The sequence below is a fragment of the Pedobacter sp. GW460-11-11-14-TSB4 genome (assembly GCF_059423705.1).
In genome coordinates this window covers 24,566-37,226 of sequence record NZ_JBWKYI010000025.1, presented here as the reverse complement: position 1 = coordinate 37,226, position 12,661 = coordinate 24,566, and the positions used below count along the sequence as shown (strand labels likewise).

At 38.1% G+C, this 12,661-nt stretch carries 10 protein-coding genes; 5 read left to right on the top strand and 5 right to left on the bottom strand.

Annotated features, from left to right (window positions below):
• Nucleotides 1–127: 127 nt before the first annotated feature.
• From AC07YT_RS19790 to AC07YT_RS19775, 4 genes are all read left to right on the top strand, one after another.
• Nucleotides 128–658: a YceI family protein gene (locus AC07YT_RS19790; RefSeq protein ID WP_086548889.1), complete on the top strand. Its 531-nt coding sequence runs from the start codon at nt 128–130 to the stop codon at nt 656–658.
• A 78-nt stretch (nt 659–736) separates the two neighbouring features.
• Nucleotides 737–1,606, top strand: coding sequence for a pirin family protein (locus tag AC07YT_RS19785; RefSeq protein ID WP_086549492.1), 870 nt, complete (start codon nt 737–739; stop codon nt 1,604–1,606).
• An 896-nt stretch (nt 1,607–2,502) separates the two neighbouring features.
• Nucleotides 2,503–5,907, top strand: a complete 3,405-nt coding sequence (locus AC07YT_RS19780; protein ID WP_086548888.1) for a trifunctional glycoside hydrolase family 18/polysaccharide deacetylase/glycosyltransferase family 2 protein — start codon at nt 2,503–2,505, stop codon at nt 5,905–5,907.
• A gap of 172 nt (nt 5,908–6,079) precedes the next feature.
• Nucleotides 6,080–6,547, top strand: coding sequence for a hypothetical protein (locus tag AC07YT_RS19775; RefSeq protein ID WP_086548887.1), 468 nt, complete (start codon nt 6,080–6,082; stop codon nt 6,545–6,547).
• On the opposite strand, the gene ispF is transcribed toward AC07YT_RS19775, so the two are convergent.
• Nucleotides 6,544–7,023, bottom strand: coding sequence for a 2-C-methyl-D-erythritol 2,4-cyclodiphosphate synthase (gene ispF, locus AC07YT_RS19770; protein WP_086548886.1), 480 nt, complete (start codon nt 7,021–7,023; stop codon nt 6,544–6,546). The genes AC07YT_RS19775 and ispF overlap by 4 nt on opposite strands.
• 22 nt (nt 7,024–7,045) lie before the next feature.
• Nucleotides 7,046–8,233, bottom strand: a complete 1,188-nt coding sequence (gene porV, locus AC07YT_RS19765) for a type IX secretion system outer membrane channel protein PorV (RefSeq protein WP_086548885.1) — start codon at nt 8,231–8,233, stop codon at nt 7,046–7,048.
• Between the two features lie 637 nt (nt 8,234–8,870).
• On the opposite strand from porV, the gene AC07YT_RS19760 reads away from it, so the two are divergent.
• Nucleotides 8,871–10,553: an SUMF1/EgtB/PvdO family nonheme iron enzyme gene (locus AC07YT_RS19760; RefSeq protein WP_494945489.1), complete on the top strand. Its 1,683-nt coding sequence runs from the start codon at nt 8,871–8,873 to the stop codon at nt 10,551–10,553.
• A gap of 186 nt (nt 10,554–10,739) precedes the next feature.
• On the opposite strand, the gene AC07YT_RS19755 is transcribed toward AC07YT_RS19760, so the two are convergent.
• The 3 genes from AC07YT_RS19755 to AC07YT_RS19745 form a co-directional block, all read right to left on the bottom strand.
• On the bottom strand, nt 10,740–11,240 hold the full coding sequence (locus tag AC07YT_RS19755; protein WP_086548883.1) for an acyl-CoA carboxylase biotin carboxyl carrier protein subunit: 501 nt from the start codon (nt 11,238–11,240) through the stop codon (nt 10,740–10,742).
• 3 nt (nt 11,241–11,243) lie between these two features.
• A complete protein-coding gene (locus tag AC07YT_RS19750) occupies nt 11,244–11,828 on the bottom strand; it encodes a DUF4159 domain-containing protein (RefSeq protein ID WP_494945493.1) in 585 nt (194 codons plus the stop codon).
• A gap of 125 nt (nt 11,829–11,953) precedes the next feature.
• The gene (locus AC07YT_RS19745) at nt 11,954–12,658 is read right to left on the bottom strand and encodes a 16S rRNA (uracil(1498)-N(3))-methyltransferase (protein ID WP_086548882.1); all 705 of its coding nucleotides are present in this window, start codon (nt 12,656–12,658) and stop codon (nt 11,954–11,956) included.
• Nucleotides 12,659–12,661 lie beyond the last annotated feature (3 nt).

The following is a 12,661-nucleotide window of genomic DNA, read 5'->3' as shown; positions in this document are numbered from 1 at the left end:
ACATTCAATCCTTCCCTCAATAACGCAATCATTTCATCTGTCATTACTTACCATACATCAATCTGTAGTCGAAACCTGCGCTGTACTTTTGTGTTGTAAATATTAAACATCTCAAAAAACAAAAGATATGGCAACTACAAAATGGACATTAGATCCAACCCACAGCGAATTACAATTTAAAGTAAAACACTTAATGATTACTACTGTAACCGGTAGTTTAAAATCTTTCTCAGCAGAATTATCATCTGAAGGTGATGAATTTGAAAATGCAGAAATTTCTTTCAAAGGCGACATCAATTCAATCGATACCGGAAATACTGACCGTGATAATCACTTAAAAAGCGGAGATTTTTTCGACGCTGAAAAATTTGCACACATCGAATTTAAATCTAGTTCAGTAGAAAAAGATGGCGGCGATTATATTGTTAAAGGCGATTTAACCATTAAAGGCGAAACCAAACCGGTAAAATTAACTGCAGAATTTGGTGGTATTGCTACCGATCCATGGGGAAATACCAAAGCAGGTTTTACTTTAAGCGGAAAAATTAACCGTTCCGAATTCGGTTTAACCTGGAATGCTGCGTTAGAAACTGGTGGCGTAATGGTAAGTGAAGAAGTTCGCATTTTAGGCGAATTACAGTTTGTAAAAAGTGTATAAGCATAGCGCAAAGGGAAATTAAGCATGGGGCTATAGCTCCATGCCCTATGCACCATGCCTTATTTAAATTTGAAGGTCGTGGAAACAAAACAAATAGAAAAAGTACTAAAAGCGCCAGCGCCACATATGGTTGGCGATGGCTTTAGGGTACATAATTTTTTCCCAAGCGGATATAAAATCAATATGAGCCCGTTTTTCTTAATGGATTATGGCTCAAAGATCGAATTTTCTGCAAGGAAGGAACCAAGAGGCGTAGGTGTTCACCCGCATCGGGGTTTCGAAACTGTAACGATAGCTTATCATGGTGCGGTTGCGCATCACGATAGCTCTGGAAACAGCGGTGTGATTTACCCGGGTGATGTACAATGGATGACTGCTGCAAGTGGTATATTACATAAAGAGTATCACGAAGCACAATACAGCTTAGCCGGCGGTCCATTTCAAATGGTGCAGCTTTGGGTTAACCTGCCAGCCAAAGATAAAATGGGCAAACCCGGCTATCAGGAAATTAAACAGGCTGATATGGCTCATTTTGATCTTCCCGAAAATGGAGGGAAAATTGAAATTATAGCAGGTAACTATCAGGGCATAAAAGGCAATGCAAAAACCTTTACCCCCATTGAACTCTATAATGCCAGACTGAATAAAGGTGGTGAAACTACTTTTAACTTCCCTGAGCATTTTAACACCGGATTTATGGTGATTGAAGGCTCGATTACAATAAACGGATCGGAAACCGTGGTAGCCGATCAATTTGTCTACTTCAAAAATAAAGGTGAGGAGATTAAGATCAATGCTTCAGAAAACAGTGTGATTTTGATTTTAAGCGGTGAACCTATAAATGAACCCATTGTTCAATACGGACCGTTTTTAATGAACACCCAGGATGAAATTCACCAGGCGATTGAAGATTATAACCAGGGGCGATTCGGTTATTTAGAAGAATAAAAAGAAAATCGTCCATCCATCATATAGATAAAAAAGCCAGCAAATTTTAAAAAATGCTGGCTTTTTTTGTAGATATATTTTGCAGGCTAACTCAATTTCATTAAGTAAGCATAAATGTTGTCTGAGCCTGTCTAAGACCTCTAATAGTTGAAAACAAAAAACATTTATCCATCGACTGGCTACCAATGACAGATCCTCTGCACGCTGCTATCCGGCATAGCAGATTTTCGCAGGAAAAAGCAAGGAAATCTTTGCTTCCACTTTCATCCCATCACAGCCCAAGGCAGAATCAAGCGAGTGCTGTGGGATGAGTGAGGCCAGAGCCTAGAGGCTGCCGTAATAAAGATTTTCTTAGGTTTTTACAAGAAATTGCGCAGCAATCTTTTATACCTATAAAAGCAACATTATCAGATAAAAAACGATGCAAGCCTTTCAGTTATGCCTTTGTAGTTGTTGTTTTTAAGGCAGGCATGCTTTCGCTGCGCTCAGGTTTGTTACTTTTTCATCAAGGAAAAAGTAAGAGCCATTCGGTGGCTAACCGACGCAAGACTGAGCAGAGGGCAAACTTATAGCAAGCACTTTAAGATTACCAATGGCGATTTTACGAAAAACCAGTCATCCCAACTCCCTTATTTTCCTAAAGCTGACCTCTCAGAATGACCATGCTTTTTTCGTTTCCCTCTTATCGCGTTTCAATCATGCAAGAAAACCTTAACCACCTTAAACTCTTAATGATGTAAAGATTCAGAAGACTTCCTATTCCCCTGATAAATAGAGAGATAAAATCAGCATTTCAAAACAGGCCAGACGATCAATCATCTTAACCATTCCAATTTAGCATTCATACAATCTTCATATTCGTTAGTGACATTTGATTAATAAATCAGAAAAGAAAAATGTCCGGAAAACAAATATTTCAAACTGAGACTAAAAGACGCTGGCACACCTTTACCTGGGTAAGCCGCACATTTTTTTTAGTTTTCATAGGCGCAATTATCTGCGTGGTGTATACCCTATCATCGGTACAGGCACCAAATTTGCCTTTTATAAATACCAATACACCCTTAACGGAAAAACAGTTAGAGAAGTTAAAAAAATCGCAACAGTATCGGGATTTCACGATCGAAAAGTCGAAGCTTCAAAAAATTAAAAGAGACCGGGAGCATCGTATTTTAACCCATCGCGGCAACAGCAAACGCATAAATATGGCTTTTTATGTGAGCTGGGCTTCCACAGTGAGCAAATCATTACCCGATCTTAAAAGGAACATCGGCCATTTGGATATGGTGGCTACAGAATCTTTCTTTTTAAACGGCGATTCTATTGTTGATAAAGCAGATACAGCAGCTTTAAAAGTAATCCATAAAGCTAAAAAATCGGCTATTGCAGTGGTTTCGAATTACAATAAAGATCATTGGGATGGTGCAGCGGTAAGGCGGTTATTAAATGATCAGCCCGCGCAGCAAAAACTCATCTATGATTTGATTGCCATTACCAAAAAATATGGTTACAGAGGAATTAATATCGATTTTGAAGAACTGAACCTCGAGAACAGCGACAGTTTTAATGCTTTCATGAAAAACCTTTATGGCCAGTTTCATGCAGAAAAACTGATTGTTTCTCAGGATATTTCACCAGAAAACGATGATTATAAACCCGAAATTCTTCAAAAATATAACGATTACATTGTATTGATGGCTTATGATCAGCATACCGAGCAAAGTAATGCGGGCGATATTTCTCATCAGGAATGGGTGGAAGAAAAACTGGATGATATTTGCAGTAAAGTTGATGCCAGCAAAGTAATCCTGGCCCTGGCTTGCTACGGTTACGATTGGCCACAAAATAGTGTGGGTAAATCAGTAACCTACGAAGATGCCATGACCAGTGCTGTTAATTATAAAAGTAAAATAAACTACGATCCGGCTTCTGCCAACTTAAACTATACTTACAACGATGGCAGTGGAATAAAACATGAGGTTTACTTTACTGATGCGGCAACCTATTTTAATTTAATCCGCAAGGCTGATGACTGGGATATTGCTGGCATAGCCTTATGGCGTTTAGGCTCTGAGGACAAACGTTTATGGTCTTTTATTTCTAATGACCTTAGTCTGGATACTTTAAAGAAAAAACCATTCGATTTACGCAAAATTGCCTCATTAAACATGGGAGGCATCTCCTACTTGGGCGATGGCGAAATTCTGGATCTGATTTCTACCCCCACACCAGGCAGCGTGAAATTCACTTTAAAAAAAGACAATTTCTCTATTGCTGATCAAAAATATACCCGACTACCAGAGCAATACGTAATTAAAAGGTTTGGAGAGGCCGATAAGAAAATCGCCTTAACCTTTGATGATGGTCCCGATCCGGTTTACACACCACAAGTATTAAATATTTTAAGGCAGGAGAAAGTGCCTGGCTGTTTCTTCGTCGTTGGCATTATGGCTGAACAGAACATGGAACTGTTGAGACAGGAGTATAATGATGGTTATGAGATTGGAAACCATACATTCTTCCACCCTGATATGTCGGCCATCGGACCAAGACGGGTAAAGTTCGAGCTCAATGCTACCCGCAGGTTAATTGAAGCCGTTACAGGCCACAGTACAATTTTGTTCCGTGCACCATTTAACGCCGATGCCGAACCCCAAAACATTTCCGAAATTTTGCCGGTTGCCCAGAGCCGTAAAGAGAATTACATCAATGTTGGTGAATATATCGATCCTGAAGATTGGGAACCTGGAAAAACTGCTGATCAGATATTTAATGAAGTAGTGAAGCAGCAGGACAATGGCAATATTCTTTTATTGCACGATGCAGGCGGAAATCGCGAAGCGACTGTTGCCGCTTTACCCCGGATTATAAAATTCTTCAAAGCCAAGGGTTATACCTTTACAACAGTTGGCGATTTAATGGGTAAAAAAAGATCAGAGCTGATGCCTGCAGTAAAATCTACCGCAAACAGTGGTTTTTCAGGCTCCGGTGATTATTTTTTCATCAACTTCTTTTACTACGGCAACATGATTTTAAACATCATCTTTTCCGTAGCCATTGTACTTGCTATTTTGAGGACCATTTTTATTGCTTATCTGGCGATCAGGCAGCGAAAAAGGGCAAAACAGCATGCCGGCAAGTTGATAACAAATCCTTCAGCAAAAGTGAGTATCATCATTCCAGCTTATAATGAAGAGGTTACTGCTGTGCAAACCATTAATAGTCTTTTAAAAACCACATATCCCGATTTTGAACTGATTTTTGTAGATGATGGTTCAAAAGACAAAACCTTTGAAATTATTGACCAACATTTTGGTAACCATCCACAGGTAAAGGTTTTCCGCAAGGCTAACGGTGGTAAAGCTTCGGCTTTAAATTATGGCATATCAAAGGCCAGTGCTGACTTTGTAGTGTGTATTGATGCCGATACCCAGCTAAAAGATGATGCAGTAACCGAACTGATGCGTTATTTTTATAGCGACCAAATTGCGGCAGTAGCTGGCACGGTGAAAGTTGGAAATGCCAACAACATTATTACCAAATGGCAGTCTATTGAATATATCACTGCACAGAATATGGATAGGCGTGCTTTCGACTTATTAAATACCATTACGGTTGTACCAGGAGCAATTGGCGCTTTCAGAAAAAATGTGATTGTAGAAATCGGCGGATTTACCATTGATACACTTGCCGAAGACTGCGATTTAACCATGCGTATTTTGAAAGCCGGTTATCGTGTAAAAAACTGTGATACTGCAATTGCTTACACTGAAGCACCAGAAACGGTGAACATGTTGCTTAAACAACGTTTTCGCTGGAGTTTTGGCGTAATGCAAAGCTTCTGGAAAAACAGAAAAACACTACTGAATAAGAAATATGGTTATTTTGGAATGGTAGGCATGCCAAATATTTTGATCTATCAGATCATTTTACCATTATTTTCGCCATTGGCCGATCTTTTCATGTTTATCTCCTTAATTAGTGGTTTATTCTCATTAAGTGCCATCAATAATTTAACCCTAACCGGATTTTCAGGAATTTTAAGCCTGCATAATGGTTTTGGTCAGGTGCTTTTCTATTACATTATTTTTATTGTTGTAGATATGATTTTTGCAGCTATGGCCTTCCGCATGGAAAAAGAGAAGTACACGAATTTACTTTACATCTTCCCGCAACGGTTTTTTTGGCGACAGTTAATGTATGTTGTACTATTCCGCTCGTTCAGAAAAGCCATAAAAGGTGAGCTGGAAACCTGGGGGACGTTAAAGCGGACGGGGAATGTTAAAGAGCAGTTGGCGTAATATTTATCGCTGCGTCACCCTGAATTTATTTCAGGGTCTTAATGGAAAGACTATTTAAAAAGAAGCCAAGTTTTTTGAAACTTGGCTTCTTTGTTCGCCATCTACCCCTCACCCCAACAAAAAACATAAACAATTCATAACAAGCTATTTAAAAAAAACATTATTATTGTTAATGGAAAAATCTAACCAAATACCATTTTCATTTAAAAAGGTTTTATTGATTACACTTATTGCCGGAACATTAGATGGATTGGCAGCAGTTATATTTTTAGGAAAGATGAATTTTATGGGTGTATTTCAATACATCGCCAGTGCTATTCTGGGACCAGCAGCTTTTAGCGGAGGAATTAAAACAGCCCTTATTGGCCTGGCACTCCATTACTTTATTGCTTTTAGTTTTGCCTTAGTTTATACCATAGCATCAACAAAAACCACTGTTTTACGAAAGAATATCATCCTATCAGGAATAATCTATGCCATTATTGTTTGGACGATCATGACGCTATTGATTGTTCCGCTAACCAAAATACCAGCGGCACCATTTAATTACGAACGGGCAATTTTAAATGTGGTGATTCTGATTTTCTGTATAGGCTTACCTATTTCTTACTTAAGCGCCCGAAATTCTAGTGTAAATTAAGGTTTTTCTATCAGGCAGACCGCATAAGAAACAACGCCTTCTTCCCTGCCGATAAAGCCCATTTGCTCATTGGTAGTTGCTTTTATCGAAATATCGTCAGTAGATATCCCAATGGCTTCTGCAATATTTTGTTGCATGGCAGGAATATGGGGATTAATTTTTGGTGCTTCTAAACAAAGCATAGCATCGATATTGCCAATTTGCCATCCTTTTTCCGCCAGCAATTTAACCGTTTCCCTTAATAAAATGATGCTACTGATGCCTTTCCACCGATCATCGGTATTTTTAAAGTGAAAACCAATATCACGAAGATTGGCTGCACCTAAAAGTGCGTCGCAAATGGCATGAAGCAAAACATCAGCATCCGAATGCCCAAAAGCACCTTTATGATGATCTAATGTAACCCCACCAACAACAAATGGATGTTGATCTTTTAACTGATGTACATCGAATCCGAAACCTACTCTAATTTTCATCTATATTTTGCTTTAGTCTTTTTTATCTTTTGCTTTTATTCTCGCCAAAGTTAAACAATAGACCAAAACGTAAGGTATTTGCAAGCGGACTAGTTTGTGCATTTGCAATTAAATAAGAGAAATCGATATTAAAAACATTGTATTTTAACCCAACGCCCAAGGTAAAGTAGCGGCTATCGCCTTTCATTGGGCTTTGGTAGTTGTAACCGGCCCTAACCGCAAACTGCTGGTTATACCAATATTCCAATCCTGTAGAAATTCCAACTTCTTTTAATTCTTCACTAAAACCACCAGGGGCATCAGTAAATGAACCAAAAATACCTGCTGGAACGGAGCGGTTTGGATCTTTTCCGCTGACAATGTTATTGTTCGAATCGTATATGGGTTGTGTTGGCACCAACAATTTATTAAAATCGAGTGCAAAGGTTAAGGTACTAAAATCGTCCATCGTAAAGGTAGACGCCCCTCCCAGTTTAAAATTGGTAGGTAAAAAGAAATTTTCTCCACCATCAGAATAGCTCATTTTCGTTCCGATGTTGGAAATATTGGCACCGGCAGAAAGAACAGCCTGTTTGCCAAATAACGTTGTAGTCGTTTTATACAATCCCGAAACATCAACTGCTACCGCATTTCCGCTGTGCACTTGTCCGGAAGATGCAAACTGACCCGAAACTAAATTTGAATAGATATATCTTAATGAAGTGCCCAGTGAAAACTCTTTACCAAAATTACGGGCGAAAGAAACATCAAAAGCCAACTCATTTGGATTGGAAATGCCCAGGTCCTGTTGGTTGATATCAGTAAGCTGGATTGAGCCTAAAGAAAAATATCTTAAAGATGCACCAATGGTATTGCGGTCATCCAGTTTGTAAAAACCACTTAAATAAGCCAGATTAATATCAGGCACCAAACTTTTTAACCATGGGCTATATGAAACTGAAAAACCATAAGGTTTATCTAAAAAAGCAAGTTTAGAGGCATTAATACTGGCTGAGTTTACATCACCTGCAACGGCCACGCCAGCATCGCCCATTGCGCCGGCACGGGCATCGGGTGTGATCAGCAGAAATGGAACTGCTGTTACTATATTGTTTGCCTCGCTACCATTTGTTTGGGTATTGCCTATGGTTACCTGAGCATTTGTTTTACCAAACACCAAGGCCATTGAGAGTGCAGAAAAAGCAAGTTTACTGATGTACTTGAAATTCATCCTTTAAAGGTACGTAATTTTAGATTTTGGTATTTAGCAATAACTGGAGAATATATTCTGTAACGCAAAACCAAAACTTATATTTCACCAAATTACGAATTCTATGATTATTTACTAATTAAACCTACGATTTTTACATACCTGCGTGACTACACAAAATATAAAGCTATAATTAATAAGCACTTAGCATTGTAATTCAGGTGTTTTATTTTTTCTGTAAAAAAATATTAATTCAATTTATCAATTTGATCTTCGCAATCTTTAAATCAAATATGGATTAATTTATTTACAACACTATAAATTTGTACGCTACTCTTTTATGTGCTAGTGATCCCAAAATGTAGAAATATTAATCATTCATATGGGCTGAACCTTAATAAATGTAATTATACCTAATAGCTTCATAGCTTATTTACTCCAAGCTCTGATGACCAATTTATCTTTTTATCTTGCTTATTTATAATTATTTAGCCTAATTTTAACTTAAAAAGTAAACAGACACAATACGCTTTAAAATAATACGTTATCACTCAAAAATATAATCGATATTTTATTATCACATTATTTATATATTCATTTAAAATTGTTTAATTTTATCGGTTGAATCCCCATGGGGACGATATTACCAACGAATTATATGAAAAAACTATTACTATATTCTTTTACTTGTTTGTCATTAGCCGCCCTACTTACGAGCTGTAGCTCAAAAGGAGGGAATAGTTCCAGCAAAACAGGTATTCCTTATGCCGATAGGAAAAGCAAAAATAACCAATCTGGTGCTTTTGCTGTAGCTACTCAATATAAGAGAGCTCCGGGGCCTGGCTTAATTCCAATCGAAGGTGGAGTTTTAGTTGTTGGTGGTAGTGCCATCGAGGTTGCGGGTGTTGAACCAAACATTTACAATTACAAAAGACAGGTTACGGTACCATCTTTTTACATGGATGAAACTGAAGTATCGAATACCGATTGGTTAGAATACTTACACTGGATCAGATATAACTATCCTGAAGATCGTGAGTTTTATTATAATGAGCTTCCTGATACTTTAGTATGGCGCCGTGCATTATCTTATAATGAGCCTTATGTAGATAACTATTTAAGACACCCGGCTTACCGTGATTACCCTGTTGTAGGTGTTTCATGGGAGCAGGCATCGCGTTATTGCGAGTGGAGAACTTCGAGAGCTAACGAATTTATTCTACGTGAAAAAGGAATTTTAACTGATTATAAGACATTAGCCGGCAATGGAAAAAGCAATACTGCTACTACAGCAGCGGCAACTCCAAAACCAGACAAACCTTTTAATACTGATGCCTATTTAAATGGCCAGTATGATGACAAGGGAAAAAATGCTCCAATCGATTACAATACAAAATCTGGTGCTGCAACAACTACAGCTGGAGGAACGGCAGCTGCAGGTACTGGAAGAAATAACCAGCCTAGAAGAAATGCAACACTGGAAGATGGTGTAATTATGCAACCTTACCGTTTACCAACAGAAGCAGAGTGGGAATATGCTGCTTTGGGTTTAATTGGCAATACAGAATACGAAAACATCAATCAGAATAAAATTTACCCCTGGAATGGTTTAGGTGTTAGTTCGGCTAAAAAGAAAACCAGAGGTATGATTCAGGCCAACTTTAAAAGAGCACCTGGCGATTATATGGGTGTTGGCGGTTCGTTAAATGATAAAGGAGATTTAACTGTTCCGGTTATTCAATACACTCCAAACGACTTCGGCTTATACAACATGGCTGGAAACGTGAATGAATGGGTTAATGATGTTTACAGAACAGGTACATTTACCGATGCAGATGCATTTAACCCTTACCGTGGTAACTACTTTACTAATAAAAAACTAGAGGATTCGCAAAACGGAAAAATTGCATTGGACAAATATGGCAATCCGATTAAGGAAAATGCTTATGCCGGAAGAAAACAAACCTGGGCAGAAAAACAAGCGCAGGCAAAACGTTCTGATTCGATTTCAAAATCGACTGATCCGCAATCTCCGGTTGCATCAACCAGCTATCAGGCCGATCAAAGAGGCTATCGTGACAGACAAAACACTTTATTAAATGAAGAAGGTGTAACATTGGTAAACGATAAATCAAGAGTTTACAAAGGTGGGTCCTGGAATGATATGGCTTACTGGTTAAATCCGGCAACTCGTCGTTTTATGCAACAAGATGAATCATCAGCTGAAGTTGGTTTCCGTTGTGCCATGACGATGCTTGGCGCTCCTGAAATTAGCACTGCAGGCAAAAGAAATTTCAAAAACCCTCCTCAAAAACCTTACCGGGTTAGCAGAGGTAAATAAAAAAGAAAAGTCCCGACATTAAATCGGGACTTTTTTTTTACAGTTATATTTTGGTATATCTAACTTGAATAATTCAACCGAAATTCGTCATCTCGACTGAAACGCAGTGGAATGGAGAGATCTATCTAAACAGATTTCTCGACTTTGTTTCACTCCGCTCGAAATGACGTACTTCAGAGGCAAAAATTATTTAAACTGAATCAAAATCTGATTCTTCTCCACCTTATCGCCCTGTTTAATCAAAACTTTCTTTACTACGCCATCAGTTGATGATTTTAGGATGTTTTCCATTTTCATGGCTTCCAGCACCAGTAAATTATCCCCTTTCTTTACCTCGGCATTTTCTTCAACCAAAACCTTTAGTACCAAACCAGGCATCGGGGCTTTAATTTCTGAAACTTTATTAGCCGTTAAATTATCGAGGCCGAGTTGTTTTAACAAAACATCAAACTGATCTTCGATGCTAATCTGGTAGATATTACCGTTTACTTTTACTTTACAGGTTTTATCTGCTTTGTTCAGCTCAACGATTTCGGTATTAAAAGATTTATTCTGATATAAAACATGAGTATTGCGATTACTCATCGTACTTAAATCAAGCTGAACCGGATCTCCATTTACCAGCAAGGCCGATTCGTTATGTTCAATTTCGAATAAAAACTGGTCGTTTACTTTTACTTTATACATTCGCTACTGAGTTAAAGCGTACTGAACTAAATTTGCGCCCATTTTTAGCGCCTTTGTCCTTGTTTCCTGCGTATCTTCAGGATAAGTGCCAAAGTCTTCCCAACCGTTCCCTAAATCGCATTCAAAGGTGTAATAACAAACTACTCTTCCCTTATATATCAATGCAAATCCCTGAGGTCTTTTATTATCATGTTCATGGATTTTTGGCAAGCCTGCGGGAAACTTAAATTTCTGGTTATACACAGCATGGTTTGCAGGCAATTCAACAAAACTTAGTTCTGGAAATACTTTTTTCATTTGCGGACGGATAAATTTATCCAATCCATAATTATCGTCTATATGAAGAAAACCACCGCCGGTAAGGTATTGCCTTAAATTTTTAATTTCCTGATCGTTAAAAACCACGTTTCCGTGTCCAGTCATATAAACAAAGGGGTAATTAAAAATTTCTTTTGAGCCTACTTCAACGATGCTTTCTTCTGCATAAAAATTAGTTTTCAGATTGGCATTACAGTAGGCAATTAAATTAGGCAGGGCTGTTCTATCGGCATACCAATCGCCGCCACCATTATACTTTAATTTGGCCATCCGGTAGGTTGGCGGTAACGAACTAAAAGCAGACAGCACAAAGCAAAAAGCTAAAAGGCCAAGGCCAAAAGCAATAAACCTGAATTTCGGAAACTGAAAACTAAAAACTGAAAACTTCAAATTGATTATCGGTTAAGGTAATTGATTTCAAAACAAACAGATAAAGCAGCCGTTTCTGTGCGCAACCTGTTATCACCTAAAGTTAATGCTTTAAAGCCTTTGTTCAAAGCTAAATTAACTTCATCAGGTGTGAAATCTCCTTCCGGACCAATAAGAATTAAATATTTTTGATGTGGAGCTACTAATTTGGATATATATTCTTTCTCTCCGTTATCGATACAATGCGCTATTAGTTTTTCACCATCAAATGATTCTTTTAAAAAAGCATCATAAGAAATAGCATCATTTAATTTGGGATGATAAGCTTTAATTGACTGTTTTACTGCAGAAGTGATCACCTTAATGAGGCGGTCTTCTTTAACTACCCTGCGCTCCGATCGATCGGTAATAATTGGTGTAATTTCATCAATCCCCAGCTCTGTTGCTTTCTCTAAAAACCATTCGATACGGTCGATATTTTTGGTTGGTGCGACAGCAATATGCAGGTAATGGTTTCTTTTATGAAACTCCCTTTCTACTTTTAAAATGCTTAAAGAAACTTTTTTTGGATTATCGGAAGTGATTTCAGCTGTATAAAAACCACCTTTCCCATCAACGAGGTTAACAATCGAGCCTACGGTCAGGCGAAGGACCCTCACGCAGTGTTTACTCTCTTCTTCGTTAAGTGTATAGGTATTTTGGGTTATATCTGGCGTGTAAAAAATATGCATAGT

Excerpts from the sequence above, each read along its gene's own strand:
- AC07YT_RS19780 (WP_086548888.1), top strand. The coding sequence starts at position 2,503 with ATGTCCGGAAAACAAATATTTCAAACTGAGACTAAAAGACGCTGGCAC.
- ispF (WP_086548886.1), bottom strand. The coding sequence starts at position 7,023 with ATGAAAATTAGAGTAGGTTTCGGATTCGATGTACATCAGTTAAAAGAT.
- AC07YT_RS19755 (WP_086548883.1), bottom strand. The coding sequence starts at position 11,240 with ATGTATAAAGTAAAAGTAAACGACCAGTTTTTATTCGAAATTGAACAT.
- porV (WP_086548885.1), bottom strand. The coding sequence starts at position 8,233 with ATGAATTTCAAGTACATCAGTAAACTTGCTTTTTCTGCACTCTCAATG.
- AC07YT_RS19745 (WP_086548882.1), bottom strand. The coding sequence starts at position 12,658 with ATGCATATTTTTTACACGCCAGATATAACCCAAAATACCTATACACTT.
- AC07YT_RS19790 (WP_086548889.1), top strand. The coding sequence starts at position 128 with ATGGCAACTACAAAATGGACATTAGATCCAACCCACAGCGAATTACAA.
- AC07YT_RS19775 (WP_086548887.1), top strand. The coding sequence starts at position 6,080 with ATGGAAAAATCTAACCAAATACCATTTTCATTTAAAAAGGTTTTATTG.
- AC07YT_RS19750 (WP_494945493.1), bottom strand. The coding sequence starts at position 11,828 with ATGGCCAAATTAAAGTATAATGGTGGCGGCGATTGGTATGCCGATAGA.
- AC07YT_RS19760 (WP_494945489.1), top strand. The coding sequence starts at position 8,871 with ATGAAAAAACTATTACTATATTCTTTTACTTGTTTGTCATTAGCCGCC.